Origin of the sequence: Microcoleus sp. N3A4 (genome assembly GCF_036701805.1) — a bacterium.
In the GTDB taxonomy this organism is placed as follows: domain Bacteria; phylum Cyanobacteriota; class Cyanobacteriia; order Cyanobacteriales; family Microcoleaceae; genus Microcoleus.
Genome location: NZ_JAUBRJ010000041.1, coordinates 44,492 through 66,987 on the forward strand (window position 1 = coordinate 44,492; position 22,496 = coordinate 66,987).

A 22,496-nucleotide genomic window follows, 5' to 3' on the forward strand; every position below is an offset into this window, starting at 1 on the left:
GGTTCAGCTTCACTGTATTTCCCTTGATAATTGTAGCTAATAGCTAGATTATTTAAGCTAGTAGCTACGATAGGATGTTCATTTCCCCAAAAAACTCTAGATATTTTTTTAAATTTTTCAGCTAATTCAATAGCTTCATCAAACTTACCTATTAAACATTTAGAAGAAACTTCTCTTTCTGCTAGTTTAGAGATAAATTTACATAACTGATTAAAGAAATTCATTTTTTTACCTATTTTTATATTTTGATGGTTTAGTCAAGTAGGATGCCTCAGACAAGATGGTTATAATTTTAATTATTTAGTGAAAATTCTGATGTACCCTAGAGGTTAATTCAAAGTGGCAAAAGCTTGTCATACTCAATCCACATCTAACCCTAAAATTCAATTCTCCGTTTTCATTGGCTATGATCTCCTAAATTTTTAGGATGTAATCAAATATTTGTATCGCATCACCTCACATTTGTTTTGATTGATATGATTTAGCAAATCTGCTAAATGCTCTGTTTGTAATTCTAACGGGTCATCCTCAGCTTGAGGTAGCCAATTGAGTTGAGGTTTATCTTGACTAAAAACAGCAAGGATTTCTTCATATCCCATAGGAGGTTGAACTGTAAAAACATCATTTTTAGGTAGAACCAATCTCCCCCAAGGCACCGGAAAAGCTGAACTTAACTTAGAAGGGGCAAGACAGTAAATTTCTCCAGATGCAAACTTTTCAGCCACAATTAAATAGCCTCGATTATTTAACTTCAACTGATACATGATTTGACTCCCAATCCGAAATGATGGCCAATCCGGTTGCAGATTCGGTTCAAATACTCCTATAACAGCTACTCCCAGATGGGGGATGTCATTTTTTGAGGAAGATTCTTCAATAGAAATATTACTACTATCCTCTGACTTTTCCCATAATTCTTGCCAAAGTTCAATGCTTGTTTGAGATGGAGTAGTTTTTATGTATTCAGGGAATATTGCCTCAAGCAACCATTTTCTTACACCCTCCCAACTTTTCTTATATTTTCCATTGGGATTCTTATTCTCATCATAATAATCAAAACCATGTTCTTGAAGTGCTGGATATATAGTTTTATGCCAAGAATCTCTCATAGTATTAATTGAGAATAACAAAGGATATTCTTCTTGCAATTCGCCGCTTAATGTACTATCATTTTTCACATGATTTTCCTCTAATAATCTCCGTTCAAAAGCGATTGCTGCCTGACCAGAAAAACCGAAGTCCCTTACCTTCTGAGCAAGAAATTGGCTTTCCCAGTATTTATAATTTTTGTTCATAGATTTTAGCCTTTTTTAAATCAATTATAAACGATCATAGCAAATTAATTAATTCACTGTCAAGGGATACTACCAAAATTTATATTTTATCTATTTAATTTTACCAAATTCTATAGAAAATAATTCAAGCGTCTCTTTATCTAAAAACATAGTAATTTACTATTAGCGTTAGTTGTTTTATAATATTATGTAAGTTTAGTTATGTCATAAATCTTGGCTTTGGTGGTTTTGTGGCGATATTGCCGAGAATAAATAATGTCAAGGTATTTCTTCAAAAATCTATATTTTTCTATCTATCTAATTCTACATAATTCTATTTACAGTCATTCAATTAAAATGATAATCTAAAAATATAGAGGTAGAACAATCTGGGAAATAGCTGATATTTATTAGTGTTGATGAGGAGAGGAAAATTCTATTATTTTCTACAAGGCTCTACAACAATATTAAATAAACTGATCTAGCATATAACCAGAGACGAAAAATCTCTCAGAACCTTGAAAACTAAACAGGATAAATCCATGCAAGCTTTGTCTCAAGAGCAAATAGAACGGCTCAAAAAAGAAGCGATTGAAAGCTTTATTAAGGCTGCCAATGCGCCATTTATTGTCGCCGTCATTGGTCAAACTGGTGTTGGTAAAAGCTCATTGATTAATGCGCTATTCAACACCGATTTAAAGACTGACCCAGTTAAGCCTTGTACGATGGCGATCGAAAAGGTTGTTGTTAAGGGAAATCAGGGTGAATTGTGGTTTTATGATTTACCCGGAATTGGTGAATCTGAGTCAGCAGATGCTCGGTATATTGAGGACTATAAACAAAAGCTTTTTGAAGCGGATGTTGTCCTCTGGTGTCTCCACTGTGATAGCCGTTCAGTCACTTTTGATGTTTCCGCCTTAAACAAGATTTTAGTTTCATTTAGTGCTGAAAAACAAGCACAATTAATGAGCAAAATCACATTTGTTTTGACCAAGGCTGATACACTCAGTCATCCGGCTTGGATTCTTGCCAAAATGGATAATACTTGGGGGATGTTTGCACCCAGTAAAGTCACTCGTGACATCTTGGACAAGAAAGCTCAGTATTATCAAGAAACCTTCTTATTTCCTTATCGTCATGGGATTGTTTCCCGTACCTATAACGATGGGAATTTCAAAATAGATGATCCTCAATTTTCTTGGGATACATATAGCATTGTCTTTCAAGGGTTTATGGACGAGCCAACTCTCTCTCAACTCAAAGGCAAATATCCCCACTACCAAGAGGTGTTTCAACGACTGTACCAAAACTATCAAGTTGTGCCGTGTTCGTCTTCTTTCCGCTATAACTTAAACAAGTTAATGCTGGTGATTGTCAACAAAATGGGTAAGGAAGCGATCGCTCGTTTTAACAACTTCTTGAATGACCAATTAGATAAACTTCCTTTTGCAAAAGCGAAGGAATACTCCAATCTAATTGTCATCGATCCGAATAAAAATCGGAAGCTTTTTGACCTGACTGAAACTCGGATTTAACTAATCAAGGGTGGGCTTTGCCCACCCCTACAAATTATGGAGGTTAACTATGAGCGAATTTGATGATCTCTTCCAACAAATCAAGCAGAATAACCAAGAGCGTGAACAGCTAAAGCACGCCGTGAAATCTGCAAACTTTGATGCTATTGGAGAGGTGATTTGGAAGGTGGCGGCTAAACTATTAGGTGAGCGGATTTCTATTTTGAAAAACCGCCCCTTGTTACGCTGGATTGTCGAGGAGTTAATTCCAGTAGTTTACCATTTTATGCGCGAGAATTGGACTGTTTTCTTTCCTTAATCTTAGGCTTATTACCCAAACAGGGCTGACGCAAATTATTGAGCTAAACAAGGGGGCTGTTCCCCCTTGTTTTTTAGCTTGAATAACATCAACCTGCGGAAGGTTAGAATATTCTTAAGCTAAGCCTTCGTTTAATTTTTTGAATTAGTTAAACAAAAGAGATGCGCTCGCTCCTACTTCGCGCTTCCTTGCTTTCTTAGGAGAAAACAGTTGGGCGATCGCCAGAATTGCAGGCAACATGGAATCCCCTTTACGCCCAAGCTTCAGCGAACCCTCTAAATCAAACAGCAGGGACACCGCAGACGAAAGGGATGTTAGAGAAGCAGCAGCTACTTCTTTTTTCAGAAAGTACACTCGCTTCGGGTTGGCAATTTGACAAATCCGGGCAATTTCAGCGTCTTGCTTAACTCCACCAACTATCGCCGCTTTCACCCACAACCAAGTTCTAAATTGAGCAATCAGCGTCGCACAAATCGCCAGCGGGAAAGTTTCTATTGCCAAAAGGTCAAGCAGCAAACAAACTGCTCTCTTAGAGTTATTTTCCCTCAGCGCTTCGGCAAGCTGAAGGCTATTTTGAGTAGTTGAAGGAACCAGCGATCGCACAGAGTTTAAAGTGAGGGAAGCGCCACTGCTGTAAGTTACCAACTTGTGCAGTTCTGATTCGGCGCGGGCAGGATTGTTGCCGATCGCAACCGCCAAGTAATCAATAGCATTTGAGTTCAGCGACAGCCCTATTGCCAAAGCTTGAGTTCGGATCGATCGGGCGATGAGATCCGTTCGCCAGGGGGGAATAAGGTCGAACTCGAACAGCTTAGCTTGAGAAAGCAGGAATTTTGCCACCTTCAGGCGTTTGTCAATAGAAGGCGCTACAAAAACCAGGTGTGTCTTTTGCGGTATCTGCGGGAGCAACTGGAGAACCTCCAGCGCCTCTTCAGTAAACTGTTTGAAATTACACCCTTCTATCACCACTAACTTTGCTTTTTCCGTTCCCAAGGCGGGAGTCAGGGCGCAGTCAACCGCCTCATTCAATGCCGAAGCATCAAAGCGGTGATAATTGAAGCCAATCCAAGCGGGGTCGAGGTTCTTTTTAAAGGCAGAAAGCTTTTTGTGAATCGCGTGGAGGTCATCCCCTATCAGCAAGCTAATCATGGGTTCTTCTCCTCGAACGACACAAGATAGCGGACGCCCGTTGCAGCCAGAAATATCTTCTGCACCTTAGCTGCGTTCCGGTTGAACTTGTCCAGGTATTGGGCGGGCACGGCCAGCACCGCTTTCTTTTCCGTCAGTGCTACCAGGGAAGCAGCACAGAGTAAAGCGCGGTTCTTCTCAGAAGTTGCTGAGAGCACTTTTTCCCAAATGGCTCGCTCTTTGGAACGAGGAGCTCGCAACTTGGAGGTACTGGGCAGCTTCTGGGTGCGATCGGGCTGCCTGGGGTTAGCAAGAGCGCCAAGAGCGACGTGGGGTTTTAATTGTGGCACCTTTGCCAATCCCAGCAAGCAGAGTTCCAGCCACAGCGTTGGGTGAGCGCTCTTGCTGAGCTGCCATTCCGAAGCCTGCAACTGTTCGAGGCCAGCAGCGATCGCATTGCAGTCCCAAGCAGAGGCAATTTCCATCAGGGCCGAGTGCGAAATGCCACTAACTAACATCAGCGAACAGTCCGGCACGCTCGTTGCAAGCAACAAGTCCCGGTAGCAGGCTAGCAGCGACGCCAGCAGCATTTTAGGGCTTTTCCCGCTGTCAATGAGTTCGCGGGACAGTTGCAGCAGCTTCAGCGCGTTGCCGGTGCGGACCGATTTCAAAATTGCAACTAAATCCGACTCCGGTATCCGCCCCGACAGCTCCAATACGTGAGAGCTGGTAATTTCCTCTCCTAATAAGCTCAACTGGTCGAGCAACTGCAAGGCGTCCCTCATCCCGCCATTCGCGGCGCGGGCGATCGCAATTTTAGCTTCTTCGGCAATTGCAATTGACTCTTTCTCAGCTACCATTGTTAGCTGTTTGACAATGGCTGGGATTGGCAGTGATCGAAACAGAAACGTTTGGCAGCGGCTGTTAATTGTTGGCAGCACTTTGTGTTGCTCTGTTGTGCACAAGATGAACACTACATGATGCGGAGGTTCTTCCAAACATTTTAGAAGAGCGTTAAAAGCTTGGGAACTTAGGCAGTGAACTTCATCTAAAATAAACACTCGGTAGCGGCTGATAACTGGTGCGAAGTGCGATCGCTCGATCAGGGCGCGAGCGTCATCCACGCCGTTGTGGGAAGCCGCGTCAATTTCAGCAACGTCTAAGCTGCTGCCTTTTTCAATCGAGCGGCAGGATTGGCACTTGCCGCACGGCTTTACTGTGGGTTTGTCTGCACTGGTGCAGTTGAGAGATTTAGCTAAAATGCGGGCCGTTGAAGTTTTGCCCGTTCCCCGTTCGCCGGCGAACAAGTAAGCCGGAGCAATTTTATTAGTTTTGACCGCATTGGAAAGTGTCCTTTGGATGTACTCCTGTCCGGCCAGTTCAGACAAGCTACGAGGGCGGTATTTTTGAGGTAATGCTGCGTACATGATTGAATGGTTAGGTGTAATTGTTTGCTGAGAATTAGAGTCATATTTGCGGAGTTTGCACTCAGAAGAAGAGAGAAGTAAAAAACTCAATATTTTTACTTCTGCCAAGCGAGCCTTTTTTGCAAAAGACATCAGTCTTTGAAAATCGGCATTAACAAGTATTTGGCATCCATTAGGATGTTGGGCTTGGAGCGGTTGCCAGCAGGAACTAAAATGGCGGGGCCGTCGCGCTGAGTGAGGTGCATTTGGAGTTGGGAACTAGCGATCGCTTTTGCACCTTCCAACAGGTATTTTATGTTGAATGAAATTGACAAATTGCTGTCTGAGTTAACGTGCGCTGCCATCTGTTCCAAACCGTTTCCAAATTCTCTGAAAAGCGACAGTGACACTTGCTGTGCTTCGCTATTAATGCGGATGCTGAGCGTTTTTTCTTTCTTGTCTGCCAGCACAGCAATTCTCTCTATAGCTTTGATGAAAGGTGCTTTTTCCAGCGTTACCTGATGTTGGAAATCCTGCTGCAATAAATCGGGATAAGCTGGGTATGTGCCTTCTAAACAGCGCGTTACTAAGCGCTGCGCTCCCCACCGGAATTCTACCAGAGCGCTCTCAGTGCTGTAAGAAAGCTCTACTGGGTCAGCGGATGTCCTGCTCGATAAAATTCGCTCCAGTTCGGCGAGCGATTTAGCTGGGACTGTAAGCTCTAGAGGCTGTGCAATTTCCGCTTGTTTCTTCTTAGAAAAACCTTGAATTGAAGTATTGAGGACAACCAAACGGTGGCCGTCTGTGGCAGCAAATTCGAGGCTATCTTGGCCGATTTTGAAGTAAACACCTGTTAGGATTTGCTTGCCTTCATCGGTAGCGGTGGCAAACAGTGACCCTTTCAGCCCTTCTTTCAAAGTTTCAGCGGGGATGCAAATTGTTTGCGCTGTTTTTACTTCAGGAATAGCAGGGAATTCTTCACTCGAAATCCCTCGAACTTGATAGCGACCGCAAGCAGCAATTAGGGTAGCAACTGGACTGTTGCTAATAGCCTCTGGCAAGGTGATGTTATTCCCGCTATCTTCGCTATCTTCACCTTCGCGATTCAAGGCTTCGCGACTGACTAAAGTGATATCTCCGGGCGAGAATTTCCCGACAATATCACTGAGAAGTCCGACTGGAATAGTCATGTCGCCGGGAGATTGAACGTTTGCCTCAAAGGAGGTTTGAATAGCCAATCTCATGTCGAAGACGGTAAGTTGGACTCGCTGCGTTTTTTTGCAAGCAACTAAGAGGACATTTCCTAACACGGGGTGGGTGGGTTTTGCTGGGACAGCTTTGCTGACAAGTTCGAGATGGTTGGCTAAATTTTCTTGCGTGCAGACGAGCTTAATTTCTGCTGGCAAAAGCTGGGGAGAATCGCCTGCGCTATTGGAGGAATTGCGATCGGATTTTTCTTCAACTTTTAGTTCATCTTCGACCAAAGGTTCGGTTTGTTCTAAGGGAACACTTGCCTTTGGTTTAATTTTGGAAAATCCGCTCTCTTTTTTTCGGCTTTTAGCTGTCGCGGTGTGGGATTTGGTTTGCATCTTTGTGCGTTAAAATAGCTGCTAAGCGGGGGCAGCGCTAGCTGCCCAGAGAATAGCTCGCATTAGCAGCTTGTTAATTGACTTTAGATATAGCAATCAATCCTAAATCCTTTGTGAATTTCTTACTCCCTCCCCAAGGCATCGGGGAGGGCTGGGGTGGGGTAAAAAATTTACGACTCCTGCAAGGATTACTATATAAGATTATTGAAAGAAAGCTAATTCTGATAAATCAGCATTCATAGTAGGAATTAACAAAGTGCGATCGAGATATTTATTTCCTCGTTCGCAGGAGGTTTCAGGACTAAACAAACAAGCATGACAAGCCGCCCAATGCAAAGAAGTTGTATTTTGTAAAGGGCTATGTTCTGCACATAAAGGGTCAGAAGCACATAAACCAATTTGTTCTAAAGCTTGGTCAATATGACGACCCAAAAGCCCCGGTTCACCTAAACTGACTAATCCCCCTAGCGTACCTTCGCTGTCTGGTGCGGCTGTATAAATCAACACACCAGCCATTGGGCCATTATCTTCATTAGGATCTTTTGAGTAAATGCGTTCCCGCAAACTAGCAGCATTGTAACCACATTCTATTACTAATTGCCGCATCAAAGCATGAGCGAAGGAATGCAGTAAAATATAACGAATACGGGGGAAATTAGTATCAGGATCTAAGGAACGCGCCCTGCGCCAACGACGATGCGCTTCTAAGCTTTGTTGTTCGTATTTTGTTAATCGAGGTGTACTGGATAACCATTTTTGTAAGATTTCCTCTTGAAATTGCATAAAAATACCTTCGCCACGCACTTCAGAAGCTGGCACCCATGTAGGTTTAGAACGACTCAAAGGAGCCCAGTATTCTTCGGGTAATTCTCCTGTTTCAGCATAATCACCAGGAGATTCGATGCGGGTAAAACCAACTAAAGCACGAACTTCTCGCAAGCGTTCTACTAAGACAACTTTTTCAAAATAAGCTTCGTAACCATCAGGGGCGGCGACAGATGTTAACCGAAAATCAGCGCTATTTAAACTGGTGTTTACGTTAGAAAAAACTTGCCATTCGGGGGTTTTGATATCTTTCACATCCAGAAGGGGGGCTTCCCCAGCCCCCTGACGTTTTTGTGCGATTTCTTGCCAGATTTCACCATCTGAATATTTAGCAAATTCTTTGAGTTGACCGATTTGGCGGAAAGCAGCTAAAATATCAATTGTAGTAGCTTTTTCTAACACCGTCCAATGTTTATCAATTAGTTGCCCCAGTTGATTAATAGTAGTGGGAATCGAGAGTACAGAAAGGGTGATGGGAAACCAGCTATTTGATGCACCGAGTAAGATACTTTTCATTTGCTTGGTACATCCGTCTTCTGCAAAGTTGCGTAAATGGGGATGGCGGCCGCGACACTGAGGCATATTCATTTTACCAAGTTCGCCAAAGGCATCGGACATTCGGCGAGATTTACCGCAACTATCGCATTTTACTTCAATATCGGTGGCAGACCCAGAGATACCATATTCATAGAGACGCAGAGAACCTTTGCAATTACTGCTACCTCTATGAACGAAGTAGCGCCAGGGAAAATCATCTAAGTGTCCGTGTTGACAAGCTACTAAAAATCTCGCAGGGATGGCTGTTGGAGAAAAATTGCGGCAATTACTATGAATGTAGCGATTTTGGTCGGGTCGATGGCGGTCGGTTTTTAACTCAAATAGCCCCGCTCTTAAAGGTGCGAGTAATCGACATTGGGGACAAACTACCCAGGTGGGGAAAGGTGAGACTGGAATTCCTACTTTGGCGCTTTCATCAAATAAGTTAGGGATAAGGTTGTTTGATTGAGATATAGGTGGCGTTAGCAGTTTTTTGACTTGAGTACCGATTTCTTTTTGCACTGCTGCTAGTAACCGGGCTTCTCCTAATTCTGAGGCGTGAGTGAGTTCCCAATCATCTAATCCCATTACCATAGTTGATAAGTTGGGTAAATCTATAATAGAACCAATGCCTGAAGAAAATAAAATTTGGCTGGGTCGGAGTTCGCCGACTTTGTTTTTAGAAGAGGATTGATTTGTTGTCATTGTATTAACTAATATATGGCGAACCTAAATGATTTGTGCAAATATCTAGCGGTTGTGCCGACGGCGCGCCCGCCCGTCGGCTGACAAGTGAATCGTAGGGGATTGCTTCTAAAAGTTTAAATCAATTGGGGTAGTTTCACTCATTGATTGTATTGGACGATCGTCATCATCGGGGATGCGCTTGTCTAAAATTAAGCCAATATTCGGTTCAACATTTCGCAAGGAATTTAAACAAGTAAATGATTGCCAATTGCTTTGTCCAGGTTGTTCTAATAATCCCATTGTCAGCCCGTCTTTTTTAGTCTGATATCCTAAGATTTTTCCTCCCGTTGTATCCGCTGCTTCTGCTAACCAATAGTCTAATTTAGCTTCTAATTCCTGTTTTACTAAATCGCGGGTTTTAGTATCTCCTACTGCTAAAGCCCGATCGCAAATCGCATTCATAGCAGCTTCCACATAAGGATGATGGCGAGAAATCCTACCGGCTTTATCATTCGCGTTTAATTCGCTACCTGCCAAACGCACCAAGGAAACGAATAAAGCAGCTAATCCTCGGTCAAGGGCGCGGGGGGCAAAAGGAGTAATTGAAAGGGCTTCAACGTGCTGATAAAAGGTAGCATGATAATGTTCAAATTGTTCGTAATGGGATAAATCTCTCGGTCGCGCCCAGTTATAAACAGTAAATACTAAACCGGGGAAACTTCGCCCTACCCGCGAGGTTGCTTGGATGTATTCAGCAGTATTTTTTGGTTGACCTGTCACTACCATTACGCCTAAACGTTTTACGTCTACGCCCACAGAAATCATGTTAGTAGCTAGTAAAACATCTAAGGGTTTGCGCTTGTTATTTTTGTTGGACTTCTCTGAGGAAAAAGGAGTTTCCAACCAATTTAATACGATGGGAATATCGGTAGAATTTTTGCGCGAGGTCAATTCTTCTACTTCGAGTCTCAGACGTTTTGCTAACCCTCGGCGGTCGGTTTTTCCTAAGCGAGATTGAATGTCATCATCGACTAAACGCCTGGTTCCTCCTAATTCCCGCATGGAGTTAAAATAACCCACTAAGGTCATCCAAGGATCAACAGAATCGCCATATTTTTCAAACAAATATTGAGAGGCTGCTAATACTGCCGTATAAACGCGAATTAATGCTGCTTTTAATCGCCTTCCTGTGGCACAAATCCCCAAATATCGCCGACCGGGATAATCCTCGGAAGGCGGACGCTGACAGGAAAAAAAGTTATCTTCAATATCTAATCCTTGGGGTGGAAAAACTTGTACTTGGCGCAAAAATAGGTTATGTACTTGGTCGCGGGCTTGTCTAATTGTCGCAGTGGAAGCGATTACTTTGGGACGGACTATTTTACCGTTGACTTCCCACGAAGCCAGTTGATCTACGGCGGTTTCATACAGTCCGACTAGGGTTCCCAAAGCGCCACTAATTAAGTGCAATTCATCTTGAATAATTAAATCTGGTGGCCGCAAGGGATTGCTAGGAATTGTTTTAGCAGTGGGGAGTCCGTATTTACTGGGGTGAGAGTTTGTATCTTCGATTTCAGGAGAACGAAAACCGTGACGGGTGCAATATCCGTCTACTTGTCCGAATAGCATTTGTACAGCACCATTCCAGGGCATTTGGGCAAATTTGTCAACAGTTGCTATCACTAATGTTGGCAAACGACGATAGATTTCTTCATCTACAACTACAATGGGTAAACCTTCGGCGGGAGATTGTTTTTGGGTAAATAAACATTTGCCTAAAGCATCACCACAGTAAATTAAAGTACGTCCCGATCCTTTGGCAAAGGATTCTACTTTAATATGTTGTTTGCCGGGGTCAATTTGAGAACCACACCAAGGACAGTTAGTTAATTGATGGGGGGAACCGCTGCTAGTGGGTTGGTATTGTCCGAGTTTTTGTTTGAGAAATTCATTGCTTTGTTCGGTTCGGTTTGGTGTGGTTTTCATCCCTACCCATAACCCAATTCTAAACGGTTCTTTTCCCCATTTATTTTCATCTTGGCGGCGGATTTCTTCGCAGGCACAAATTAAGGTTGTGGCGCGTTGAAATTGTTGTAATGTTAAGAGGCGGAGGGTGTAGCGCATGAGGACAGCAACCCCTGCTGCGCCGGAACGTCCGGCAATATTTCCTTGCAATCTTCTCAGTCCAATGGTGTAGGCTGTTAATCCTAGATAGGCTTCGGTTTTACCGCCGCCAGTGGGGAACCAAAGTAAATCGGCGATCGCATCTGTGGGATGACATCGATCTGGGTGGTCTAATTCGGTGATGCTGGGAAGATTTAGCAGGATAAAAGCTAACTGAAACGGTCGCCAGGTGCGATTTTTGGGAATATCAATATTATCCCATTCGCTGGCTTCGCCGCGCCGTTTATTTTCTGCATAAATTGAGTGAATCCGCTGCTTCCACATGGCGACATTCATAAATTGGAACGCTTCAGCAGCCTGATTATCTGTTTGTAATAACGTGATTCCTGCTTGAATACGATCGCAAGTTATTTGACAATTTGCCATTGCCGATTTTGCGGCTTCCTGATAATCGCCTAAATCGGCGGTGGAGTCGGCAATTTTCGCAGTTTGTTGGGTAATCCATTCACTATAAGCAATAGTTAAAGAACTTAAAGCAGTTGATAAATCTGGAATTTCTGCTAGTTCTTTCATATCTAAAATTAATCCCGCCAGTCCCGGTATTTCCTCAATAGTTGGCGGCGTAGTTTGGGGAATTTCGTAGGCGGGGACGACTTTAGTAGTAAGACGGATAGCCCGATGCCTTTGGCTGGCTTCGCGATCGCACTTTCCGCCTAAAAGTTCCGCGTGTACGCCTGTCCCGTGTCCAACGGCAAATTCTATGCAGTCGCGGTACTGCATCGCCATTGCTTGTTCTTCGGCAAATAAGACGGGGTTGAGTTTACCGAGTTGGCGTTTCAGCCGCCGTTTAATGAAAATATCGGGATAATTGGGGTCGGCAGATTCAACGCTTAATTCTGGTTGAAATAACCAAGCGCTATCGCGTCTAATTTCCGGTTCTTTTTGTCCATTAACTAAGAAGAGAGTCACGATCCAATCTTGATGCTGTTGGCGAATTTGACCTTGAACAAATACTGCTTTTTCTGGATCGATTTGCCAAGGATTAATAGCCCCTACTTTTAAGATAATATCCGGTGATGTTCCTCGAATGGGGTAGCGTCGCCACAAGGTTTTTGCTTCGCCAGTCGAAGTTTTGGCGCTTTCACTTTTCCCTCTTTCGTATTGTCCCCACCCTGCTTTTACTTTAATTGCTTTGGCATTTCCATCAACACAAAAAGTCATGCCAATTGCCGAGGGAAACATTTTCTCGGCGGGGAGAATGTTACTTTCGGTTGTGCCTTCTTCTAAAGTACCGCTACCGGAAATGGCTAATTCATCCATTTGTTCGGGCGTTTCTTCGAGTTCTTCGGGTACAATATGCCGATCGCTAGGTGCGATTAATCCGACAAGGTAGCGATCGCTAACTCGCATTTCGTCTATCTCTTCATAGTCTCCCCCCGCTGGGCCGAGTAAATCATCTAATATTGCTTGTTCTAATTTTTCCCGAATTTGATAATAACTTGGGGGTGGTATAATAGAAGGATGATTGTTTTCAATATTTGGATGGTTATTGTTTTCAATATTTGGATGGTTATTGAAAAAATGTACAACTTTTTGAGCAATGTTATCGGACATTGTAGGATTTTCTAAGTCGATGACATCGCTATCATCTAAGCTAAGACCATTTAATAAAACTGCTAAATGTTGTTCGTTGGCAGAAATGACGCTACTCCAATCTAGTTGGGCGGTGCGATTTTTTAACTGTTCGTTAATGGCGGTGAGGTCTAAGTTGCCTGGTAGTATAGCAGGGAGTTGGATAATATTCATAATATTGCAATATTTCGTAATATTCATAAATTAGCAATTTAGCCTTTTAGCATAATACCACATTTAAATACGTAGGGTGCGTTACGGCTACGCTTAACGCACCATCTTTCACTAAATGTGATAGTTTTAAATTGCACCTTTATATCAAATCGTCTATTGTGGCTAAGGATCGTTTTCATCAAGTTGTTAAAACTGCTCTTACTAAGGATGGGTGGAATGTTACTCACGATCCACTTAAAATTAAAGTGGGCGGTGTAGATATGGAAATTGACTTGGGGGCAGAAAGATTACTGGCAGCAGAGCGAGGAAATGAGAAAATTGCGGTGGAAGTCAAAAGTTTTTTAGCTAGTGCATCGGCAATTTCTGAGTTTCATACAGCACTGGGGCAGTTTATTAACTATCGGGCTGCATTGCGTCGTGAAGAACCCGATCGCATTCTCTATTTAGCCATACCCGATTTAATCTATAACAGCTTCTTTCAACGTGATTTTCCAGCATCAATGCTGCAAGAAAATTCCGTAAAATTGATTATTTACGACATTGAACTGGAGCAAATTTCACAATGGAAAAACTAACGGATCAATTAACCAACTATCAGCAAATTGTACAGCAATTATTGATGGGTTACGCAGAAATTAAGCCAGCTTATGGTGATATTGAAGTTGAAACTATCTTTGATACACAGCGAAATCACTATCAAATTGTGCATCTGGGTTGGCAGCATAAACGCTGGGTACATGATTGTATAATACATCTTGATATTCGCAATGAGAAAATCTGGATTTTTTACAATTCAACAGAACATGATATTGCAGCAGATTTAGTCAATTTGGGTGTACCAAAACAAGATATTGTGTTAGGTTTTTATCCTCCTTTCATGCGGGAAATGAGTGATTATGCAGTGGGCTAAAAGTAGAATAAATTTCGTAGTAAGCACTTTAGTGCTAGAGGGACTAAAGTCCCTACTACGAACATTTTACGTTTGTAGTAAGCACTTTAGTGCTAAAGGGACTTCAGTCCCTACTACGAACGTTGGTTTCATCTGCTAATCAAAATAAGCTTAACTGTCCCTCAGATGATACCTGTTTTTTAACAGTTTTCCCCCCACTTTTACCCTTTTTCTTCCCTTTGTCGTGCAACCCTTGGGCCTTTTCTTCATCGTAACGTTCGTGATTCAGCAGCAAGAGTCTATCTAGCACTTCCCGCCGTGCGGTTTCGCTGATGGTGTAGCGCAATCCTTGTTTGGTTTGGTGGAAGTCATGCCCTAAGTCTATGTCTTGCCAACCATAAGCGGCGGCAACGGCGTTATCCATTTCTACGTGCAATGAACGCAGTTGTTGAATGTCGGCGGCGGTTTCGTCGGGGTTGTGGAAGCGGTTGTAGGTTTTGGTTAATCCTTCTTGGCGAGAAAGCATGATGGATTGGCGGTGGGTGTAATATTTTTCGCCTATTTCTTCTAGGTTTGAAGTTGATGTGGGGAAGGGGAAGGTTTCAAATAAATCTGATGGTGCATACCGAATGTCAGTTCGCATAGTAGAGTGATAGTTCAAAACCCAAGCTTCATGAATAAAAGCTTGTAGTACAGCAAAATAACAGTATTCCGAGAAGGCGAATACAACATTAGGAGTAGCATAAACAATGCCAGTTGGTACAAACGCAAAACACAAATACTTACTGACAAATCCATGAAATAATACCCGCTTCCTTCCAGCAATCGAGGCATAAGCCTCAAGGCGTTTATCCCAAAACTTCCAGTAATCATACTCATGAATTTGCTTTCCTTTAGCAACTATTTCATCTCTTTGCGGCTTAACCTTTTTTTCTACAATCGCCAAACAATCAGGATAATCAGCAGCATAAGGTTTACCCTTCGGCTTTTTCGGATCGTCATGTTCAGCATCTAAAGCCCAATCCTTAAAATTAATCACCCAACGACTCGGAGATTGATCCGGGCGAGAATTTAAATCCTCACCATTCAAATAAGGAAATAAAATATCTTTATTCCGAGTATCTTTTTCAATCAAAGCTTGTGCTTCTTCTGGAGTCAAAACAAAACCCATACCCAACACATAGGAACCAGTAAAAGATTTATCCTGATTAGCTACTAACCGATAAGGATTACCAACAGTTTTACCTGGCGTTGTCAAAAATGCAGTAATTCCCTCAACAGGATTTTCATCTAAAATAAATTCCCCCAGCCAACTTCCTTTTCGTAACCAAATATAAGACACTTCTAAACTAGCCGTTCCCTCCCATTTGCGGCTAGACACAGCACGGGAAATCACACAATTATTAGCAACTAATTTATCTAAACCCACTTCGCGAGTATCCCCTTGGGCAATGGTATTTGTAGCAACTAAACCCAAGCCTCCATTTTGATTAATTAATCCCTCGGCTCTCAAAAAGAAAAAAGCACATAGATCAGCACTACCTTTTACCTGATTTGCTATGTATTGACCAAGATAAGCTCGATATTCTGAGCCTAAAGCTGTGCTAATCTTTCTCCCTCCCTGAAACGGAGGATTTCCCACCAAAGCATCAAAACCTTTACCCGATGAATCACTTAAAAACACCTCTGGAAACTCCAACGCCCAATGAAACGTTTTTCTAGGCGCTTGTCCCCCAGGATTCCCAATATCTAACATTCTTTGGGCCTTAGCATATAACACCTCAATTTGTCGCTGTCTTTCCTCACCCTTCTCCACCAATACACCAGCCACCTGCTGAGATAAAACCGCCAACTCCTCAGCCACCAAATTACCCGTTTTCCCCGCTTGCATCAACGCTTCTCCAACCAGCAAATCACCAATAAACCGCACCTGATTTAAAGCTGTTTCCGCTTCCTTTAATAACTCATCCTTCCGCTGCAAATCCAGAATATCATTAACCGAAAAACCTTCTAACTCTTGACGTTTAGCAATAGCTTCTTGCAACAAAGGTCTACAAATCGTCGAAATAATCGGTAATTGATTTCCCTCTTTCGGATTAAGGTGGAAAAACTCAATTTGTTTGGCATCCGTCACCCCCAACAGCGAATCACCCCATTTCAAAGCATGATTTAAAAACGTAAACGGTCGCCCCTTCGCCAAAGTTATCAACCACAAAGATAACTTCGCCATCTCCGCCGCCAAAGGATTTTTATCAACACCATAAAGACAGCGTTCCGCTACAATCCGCCGCGCCACCGTCAACCGTTCATCACTATCTTTCGGAATCGGACACTCATCAGGACGAAACTTAGATAAAGTCCCCTCCGGCGCAATCACCACCTTCCCCGGATTTTCCCGTTCCGCCGTTTCCCACGCTTCCACCAAACGTTCTGCCAAATAGCGACAAGTCTGCACCAAAAACGCCCCACTTCCCATCGCCATATCGCAGACTTTCAGTAACAGTAAATCCTGTGCAGATTTGAGGACCCATTCAGATTTCGGCTTCCCCTGGGCCACCCCTTGATAAACCAACGGTTCCAGCGTATATTGCACGATCGGTTCCGTTAAACTGCGCGGCGTGTAATGCGTCCCCGTTTCCCGCCGATTAGTCCCCTGAGTCACATAAACGCTACCCGTCGGAATCACCACCTGATATTCCAAAGTATCCAAGCGAATCAAACCCGCAAACGGCAAAACCCGTTGATATAATTCCCCATCATTATTGCAAGCCACCCGCAAACGTTCCTGCATCCGGGGTAAAATCTCGGCTGAAAGCGCCTTTTTCAAAGCAGCAGGAGACTTATTCGACTGTTCTTTAAGCGTTTTGACAAAATTCTCCTCACCCTGCGCTTGCAGCCGTTCCAACTCCGCCAGCGTTATTTCGGGTTCCCGTTCCCGCGTCCCAATTAATCCCAACACCGGAGAACTCGCCCGTACTGCGGTATGGTCAAGCAAACCCTCGTAAACATGACCAATTTGTTCGATATCCAACGCCCGAAACGAAATGCGGCGCGGTTCCACCGTTCCCCCGACGCGGATTTGCAAAACTTGCAAAGCTTCCAACAAATGCAAGACAATGCGATTATTCACCGGAATCGGTTCCGCAGAGGCTTTTTTCCACTCAGTTCCCAGCGCCCTTCCTTCCAAAAACGGGAATCTATCCGGGTCAAACAAACTCCCCCCATAAGCAGGAACATCCAGCAAATCGTGGCGAATCCCCCCAAAAACGGCACGAAATGTCGCCAACAACCGACACCAAGCATCGCTGCGACGTTCCAACACTTCCTCGCCAAACTTATCCGCATCGCTGCGTAACTTCGCCGCGATCGTAGAAACCGCATAATATTCCTGATAAAGCGTTTCTCCCCCCGGCGAAGGAATCAACTTGCGTTCCTCAGCAGCAAACAAAAACACCAACCGCATCATCACCGTCAGCGCCGCTTCATAAAGCTGAGTTTCCGAGATATTTTCTAAGAGACTGCGATTTCTATCTTGGTCGATGCGGTCTAAGGCCTGTACCAACACTTCCACCGCCCGCCGTACCTGATACCCCAGTTGGTTGGTAACTTCCTGTTGGTCGGTGATACTCTGAGTTAGCAAAGTTTCCAGCGTCTCCGAGTCATCCACCCCAAAAAACCGCCTCACCCCCAACAAACTGCGAAACGCCCGCAGGGTTAAATGTTCTTCCAACCAAAGGGTAGCGTACCAAGAAATAAAACCCGTCGTTTCCCCTCTCGGCGCATTGACTAACATCCAATGTTCGCCATTCGTCACCAATCCCAACCGCACGTTAGCAGCGTGCAATAATTCCATCATCCGAGTCGCCGGACTCGCTTTCCAACGTTGTCCTGCCAAAGCTTTCTCTAAATCCTGTTGAGCAGGTACAATCTGAACTAACAGTCGAGGTGTCCCGGCGTTAGGTGTGCCTTGAGGATTGACAATTACCCAGTCAGGACGGAGAATTTCGCCATGTTGTTCAACCGTAACTTGCAATCCCGGTGGAATCCGCTGCCCTTCTAAGAATACCTCATCCGGCAATTCCAAAGTCTGCCGCAACACAAATTCCACCCAAGCGCGATGAATGGCTTTTTCAGGACGCGCCCCCAGTTGATTATCCTGCCATTCTTCATAAGCTAACCGTAACAGCTTCAAATGTTCCGAGTCATGGGCATCTAACCCACTGGGAAAAACTTTCAGCAATACGGGTAAACTTAAAAATGGCCCGGAAGCTTCAACGAGGGATAACCATTCAGCGTGGTGACGTGCGGTAGACATGATGGGTAAGGGGGAGTGGGGAGTGGGGAGTGCGGAGTAGGAAGTGGGGTTTTTATTGCTGTTGAATGGCGCTGACTAAGATACCTAAAATTTTCTTGATATCCTTAATATAATATTCGCTTAAATCAATCGAAATTACTTTATCCTGTAACTTTAAAAATTGCCAAATCGTGCCGATGGTAATCACTCCATAAATACTTTTAATTTCATTTCCTTGTCGTTCGTTAAATAACTGTGCTGCTACCATTTCCGCAATACACTGCGCCAACCCCGATTTTAAGTTTTCATTCTTAGTCTCCATAAATTTATTGGACGGGCAAGATGCCCATCCCACACAAGTTATTTTTTCTTGTTGGTTGGGCATCTTGCCCGTCCTAGTTATTTTTGCAAGAGGTCTAATGATAAAATCACAAAAGCCATTTAAACCTTGTTGGACATCAACCGTAAAGTCCACCCCCGAAAATAAGCTAATTTGACCCTTAAATTTGCGCCGAATCTCTAACAAAACTAAACTAATAATCATTTCCGAACGGGCTTTTTCCGTATTAATCGCCACCGCCAAATCAACATTTTCACCTAGAATTGTCACCAGTAAATCGCTACATTCTGCTTCCGGTACATCCGCAAACATTCCCGACGCTTCATTCACCGTCAATCCAAACCGTTGACTTACTTCATTTAACTTAAAATCGCTGTACGCCATTTGTTTTATCTCCATTTGCACTAAAGTGCTTACTACGAACTTGTTTGTAGTAGGCACTTCAGTGCCTTTATTGATATTAATTTACCTCACAAGTTTCTGCGGAACTAAATATGTCACCGCCAAAGGAAACAATCGCGGCGTTGGATTAGCAAATCTCGCCCTAATCAGATCCGTTTCCTGTTCAATCTCGCGAGGAATTTGCTCAATTCTCAACTTTAAACTATTGACATTTCGCTCAAATTGTGCCTTTTCCTCCGTATTAAATAACTCCAATTGCTTAAACTCCGGTTCAACGAACTCTTTTTCAATACTAAGCTTTAACTCAGTTAAAATAGCCGTAATATCCGCCACCTCTTTATCAGCCCGGTTCTGCAAATCCCGCTGCAAACTAGCAGTTCTATCATTCATCCGCGCCTGCAAAGTTTTCAGCAATTCATCGGCATAATTAGGCCAAAAATTTGCTAATTTTTGTTGAACGCTATCTGGCGCTGCGTCTGGTAAAACTGCATTTAACGCCCCTTGCAATTGCATCACTTTTAACCGGGTAAATTTCCCATCCTTCAAGATTCCCCCCGCCGTAATCACCTCTTCATGTAACCGCTGTTGGTCGCTTCCTAAAATCACCAATCTCCCATAAGCAACCACCGCCGGAGTTTCCAACCCAGAACTAGCAGAAACTAACCTCGCCGTCACGCGATGCAAGCATTTTCTTTCCTCCCCAGACCACACCTCAGCCCGCAACAAGCGCAAACACATTTGTACTAACCGATGATTCAAATGTGCTAACACCACATTATCTTTACCCTGGGCTAATTCCGGGTCAAAAACAATGGGGCGAATCTCTTTTGTATGGGGATGGGCTAACCCTTCGCTACACATCGCCCAACTGCTTTTTAGGGCTGGTAAATAAAAAGCTTTTCCCTTTAAACCTGCTATCTGAGTTTCTATCAGTGGCGGTTGTTCTGCTAACTCTAACCCAATTTTTACTACTGATTCTATATTATCAGGGGTTAACCGTAAATTCTGGCGAGTTTCGTTTAATTGTTCCCGCAATTTATCAATCTGTTCTCTCACTTTGCGCTCAAACTTTAACATCCGTCGCACTGGTTCCGATTCCCGTTCAGATTTGCTAGTATCTAAAGTAGTCCGATATCCTAACATTGCTTCTTCTACTTGCTGGGCAATCACCATGCCCACTTTACCCAAATCTTCTCTGATATTATTAACTTTTAATGCCGCCCGCATTAAAAATTCTAAATCACCTTCTAAATCACCCGGTTTAGTTCCCGTTACCGAATTTTGTTTATAATCTTTGCCGACAAAATGATAAACTAAAACTTCCTGAGCTTTTTGTCCGTGACGGTCAATTCTGCCATTCCGCTGTTCCATCCGATTCGGATTCCAAGGAATTTCATAATGAATCAACTTAGAACAATAATTCTGTAAATCTAACCCTTCCGAAGCTGCATCCGTTGCGAGTAAAATCCGCACAGGTGAAATATCAGGGTCGGTTTGAAAAGCTGCTTTGACTTTTTCCCTATCTTCCGAAACCATGCCGCCATAAAGAGTCATCAATCTGTCTCCTTCGATTAATCTTTCGGCTGCTAATAAATTATACAACCATTTTTGAGTAGCGCGATATTCGGTGAATATAATAACCCGTTCTTTCGACCATTTCCCATTAGGTTTAATCTGAGTATGAATCCAGTTCAATAACTCTTGAGCTTTGGCATCCGGTCGTTTGGCGGCATCTTCTGCCCATTGTCGCATTTCTTGTAATAATTGTTGTTCTGCTGCCGAAAGTGGGCGAAACAATCTGCTAGTATTAGTAATTGCCTCATCGGTTGCTTCTTCGTAAACCGCATCATCGGCAAATTCTTCTTCAACTTGCTCTAATTGACGGCGTAAAATTCCTTCAGTTGGTCGTGATAAAGTGGTAGCAGTCCGGCGGCGGGCAGAAGTTAAAGATTTTTCGTGCTGGGCTAAGGTAATCGCAAAAGCTTCTGGTGAAGAAAACAAGCGTTTCTTTAACAGTTTTAAAACAAATTCAGTGGCATACTTCTCTGTATTATCTGCCACACCTTTACCGCGTAATTCGGTGTAATGTTTTAAAGCTGCGTGCGCCCTCCGTTCGGCGGCGGGATAATCTACTAAAATAGGGGCTAAATTCCGTACTGGAAATAAAGGCGAACCATCCCAGTTTTGCATCTCCTGTTTCAGTCGCCGCACCATGACAACTTGCAGTTGGTTTTTGTCAGGAGAAACACCCCTAGCAAATCTTTGGGAGTCTAACAATTCTAATAAAGCGGTGAAACTTTCGGGATAACCGTTATGGGGAGTTGCGGTTAAAAATAATTTGTGTTCAAAATGAGGAACTAATAATCTAATTGTGGTCGTTCGGAGGGAGTCAACTGCATATTTTCCGCCGCCGGATGGGGCGACGTTGTGCGCTTCATCGACAATCAGCAAGTCAAAACGGCGGGGATAGAGGGGTTCGCCTTCGGCGGGGAGGAGTTCGCGAAAAAGACGCAGGGGGCGATCGCGCTTGATAAAGTCGATCGAGGTAATCAATCTGGGAAAATGCTGCCAAGGATTAACATGAATCCCGCGAGAACGCCGTAACTCCTTCATCAAGTTACTATCCACAATCCGAAAATCTAAACCAAATTTATCGCGCATTTGGTCGCGCCATTGAATTTGTAGCGCTGAAGGGCAGATAATCAAAATACGACGGCAACGATGGCGAATTGTCAACTCCTGCGCGACTAATCCCGCCTCAATGGTTTTCCCTAATCCTACATCATCAGCAATTAGTAAGTTAACACGGGGCATTTGAATGGCACGCACAACGGGGTCAAGTTGATAATCTTCAATATCAATACCGCTGCGAAAGGGAGATTGTATAGTACGAATATCAGCAGTTGAAGCGCCCCCCCAGCGTACCGCATCCAAAAAAGCGTCTAATTTAGCGGGTTCATCAAAACCTGTAGGTGGCGGTAGTTCCATCCGTTCGCGAATAAAAGCCCCCGGTTCTAATTCCCAGATTACCTGTAATTCTTCTCCCAAAGCATCATCTTCCACAGAGGAAAGCATCACCAGGTTTTGCAACTGCTGTAACCCTGGTAGCATGGGATTAACAGGTATGGCAGTTGGCCGGATTTCGGTGACGACGTATTGGCGCGATCGCACTTTGACTAACTGACCCAGTTCTGGAATTGCTCTAGTTAAACTCATAGCTGGTAAAAGTATAGTCATTTATTGCATAACATGGGAGGCGTTAAGTCCCTCCCCCTTCCCTTTCACTTTGAGCGGATCGACCCGCCTCGGCTGAACTACGCAGCTCCCTATCCCATTGCTGAACGCATTTGGGATTGCTTTTC

The 22,496-nt window shown here is 43.6% G+C and carries 14 protein-coding genes; 4 read left to right on the forward strand and 10 right to left on the reverse strand.

Annotated features, from left to right (window positions below):
* Both QUA56_RS22170 and QUA56_RS22175 read right to left on the reverse strand, forming a co-directional pair.
* A partial coding sequence (locus tag QUA56_RS22170; protein WP_333361536.1) for a tetratricopeptide repeat protein occupies positions 1 to 224 on the reverse strand: 224 nt, incomplete at its 3' end.
* 198 nt (positions 225 to 422) lie between these two features.
* Positions 423 to 1,295, reverse strand: a complete 873-nt coding sequence (locus QUA56_RS22175; RefSeq protein ID WP_333361610.1) for a DUF4384 domain-containing protein — start codon at positions 1,293 to 1,295, stop codon at positions 423 to 425.
* Positions 1,296 to 1,816: 521 nt separating this feature from the next.
* Between QUA56_RS22175 and QUA56_RS22180 the strand changes: the two genes are divergently transcribed.
* Positions 1,817 to 2,809 (forward strand): GTPase, encoded by a 993-nt coding sequence (locus tag QUA56_RS22180; RefSeq protein ID WP_333361613.1) that lies wholly within the window; start codon positions 1,817 to 1,819, stop codon positions 2,807 to 2,809.
* A gap of 49 nt (positions 2,810 to 2,858) precedes the next feature.
* Entirely contained in the window at positions 2,859 to 3,107 is a 249-nt protein-coding gene (locus QUA56_RS22185) for a hypothetical protein (protein ID WP_333361617.1), read from the forward strand.
* Between the two features lie 144 nt (positions 3,108 to 3,251).
* Here QUA56_RS22185 and holA read toward each other — a convergent pair whose 3' ends face one another.
* The 5 genes from holA to drmA all read right to left on the reverse strand — a co-directional run bounded on the left by holA (position 3,252) and on the right by drmA (position 13,236).
* Positions 3,252 to 4,256 (reverse strand): DNA polymerase III subunit delta, encoded by a 1,005-nt coding sequence (gene holA, locus QUA56_RS22190; RefSeq protein WP_333361620.1) that lies wholly within the window; start codon positions 4,254 to 4,256, stop codon positions 3,252 to 3,254.
* On the reverse strand, positions 4,253 to 5,794 hold the full coding sequence (dnaX, locus tag QUA56_RS22195) for a DNA polymerase III subunit gamma/tau (RefSeq protein WP_333361623.1): 1,542 nt from the start codon (positions 5,792 to 5,794) through the stop codon (positions 4,253 to 4,255). The genes holA and dnaX overlap by 4 nt, the downstream gene beginning before the upstream one ends.
* Positions 5,794 to 7,230: a DNA polymerase III subunit beta gene (gene dnaN / locus QUA56_RS22200; protein ID WP_333361626.1), complete on the reverse strand. Its 1,437-nt coding sequence runs from the start codon at positions 7,228 to 7,230 to the stop codon at positions 5,794 to 5,796. Before dnaN ends, dnaX begins: the two co-directional genes overlap by 1 nt.
* A gap of 201 nt (positions 7,231 to 7,431) precedes the next feature.
* Positions 7,432 to 9,297: a DUF1998 domain-containing protein gene (locus QUA56_RS22205; RefSeq protein WP_333361629.1), complete on the reverse strand. Its 1,866-nt coding sequence runs from the start codon at positions 9,295 to 9,297 to the stop codon at positions 7,432 to 7,434.
* Between the two features lie 108 nt (positions 9,298 to 9,405).
* The gene (gene drmA, locus QUA56_RS22210; RefSeq protein WP_333361630.1) at positions 9,406 to 13,236 is read right to left on the reverse strand and encodes a DISARM system helicase DrmA; all 3,831 of its coding nucleotides are present in this window, start codon (positions 13,234 to 13,236) and stop codon (positions 9,406 to 9,408) included.
* 131 nt (positions 13,237 to 13,367) lie between these two features.
* Here drmA and QUA56_RS22215 point away from each other — a divergent pair, with 131 nt between their 5' ends.
* Positions 13,368 to 13,784, forward strand: a complete 417-nt coding sequence (locus tag QUA56_RS22215) for an element excision factor XisH family protein (RefSeq protein ID WP_332968503.1) — start codon at positions 13,368 to 13,370, stop codon at positions 13,782 to 13,784.
* Complete coding sequence (locus QUA56_RS22220) at positions 13,772 to 14,119, forward strand: XisI protein (RefSeq protein WP_333323174.1); 348 nt, start codon at positions 13,772 to 13,774, stop codon at positions 14,117 to 14,119. The genes QUA56_RS22215 and QUA56_RS22220 overlap by 13 nt, the downstream gene beginning before the upstream one ends.
* A 139-nt stretch (positions 14,120 to 14,258) precedes the next feature.
* On the opposite strand, the gene QUA56_RS22225 is transcribed toward QUA56_RS22220, so the two are convergent.
* From QUA56_RS22225 to drmD, 3 genes are all read right to left on the reverse strand, one after another.
* The gene (locus tag QUA56_RS22225) at positions 14,259 to 18,413 is read right to left on the reverse strand and encodes an Eco57I restriction-modification methylase domain-containing protein (RefSeq protein ID WP_333361631.1); all 4,155 of its coding nucleotides are present in this window, start codon (positions 18,411 to 18,413) and stop codon (positions 14,259 to 14,261) included.
* A gap of 52 nt (positions 18,414 to 18,465) precedes the next feature.
* Complete coding sequence (locus tag QUA56_RS22230) at positions 18,466 to 19,116, reverse strand: hypothetical protein (RefSeq protein ID WP_333361633.1); 651 nt, start codon at positions 19,114 to 19,116, stop codon at positions 18,466 to 18,468.
* Between the two features lie 81 nt (positions 19,117 to 19,197).
* On the reverse strand, positions 19,198 to 22,350 hold the full coding sequence (drmD, locus tag QUA56_RS22235) for a DISARM system SNF2-like helicase DrmD (protein ID WP_333361641.1): 3,153 nt from the start codon (positions 22,348 to 22,350) through the stop codon (positions 19,198 to 19,200).
* Positions 22,351 to 22,496 lie beyond the last annotated feature (146 nt).

Excerpts from the sequence above, each read along its gene's own strand:
- drmA (WP_333361630.1), bottom strand. The coding sequence starts at position 13,236 with ATGAATATTACGAAATATTGCAATATTATGAATATTATCCAACTCCCT.
- QUA56_RS22205 (WP_333361629.1), bottom strand. The coding sequence starts at position 9,297 with ATGACAACAAATCAATCCTCTTCTAAAAACAAAGTCGGCGAACTCCGA.
- QUA56_RS22185 (WP_333361617.1), top strand. The coding sequence starts at position 2,859 with ATGAGCGAATTTGATGATCTCTTCCAACAAATCAAGCAGAATAACCAA.
- QUA56_RS22225 (WP_333361631.1), bottom strand. The coding sequence starts at position 18,413 with ATGTCTACCGCACGTCACCACGCTGAATGGTTATCCCTCGTTGAAGCT.
- QUA56_RS22175 (WP_333361610.1), bottom strand. The coding sequence starts at position 1,295 with ATGAACAAAAATTATAAATACTGGGAAAGCCAATTTCTTGCTCAGAAG.
- dnaX (WP_333361623.1), bottom strand. The coding sequence starts at position 5,794 with ATGTCTTTTGCAAAAAAGGCTCGCTTGGCAGAAGTAAAAATATTGAGT.
- drmD (WP_333361641.1), bottom strand. The coding sequence starts at position 22,350 with ATGAGTTTAACTAGAGCAATTCCAGAACTGGGTCAGTTAGTCAAAGTG.
- QUA56_RS22230 (WP_333361633.1), bottom strand. The coding sequence starts at position 19,116 with ATGGCGTACAGCGATTTTAAGTTAAATGAAGTAAGTCAACGGTTTGGA.
- holA (WP_333361620.1), bottom strand. The coding sequence starts at position 4,256 with ATGATTAGCTTGCTGATAGGGGATGACCTCCACGCGATTCACAAAAAG.
- dnaN (WP_333361626.1), bottom strand. The coding sequence starts at position 7,230 with ATGCAAACCAAATCCCACACCGCGACAGCTAAAAGCCGAAAAAAAGAG.
- QUA56_RS22220 (WP_333323174.1), top strand. The coding sequence starts at position 13,772 with ATGGAAAAACTAACGGATCAATTAACCAACTATCAGCAAATTGTACAG.
- QUA56_RS22180 (WP_333361613.1), top strand. The coding sequence starts at position 1,817 with ATGCAAGCTTTGTCTCAAGAGCAAATAGAACGGCTCAAAAAAGAAGCG.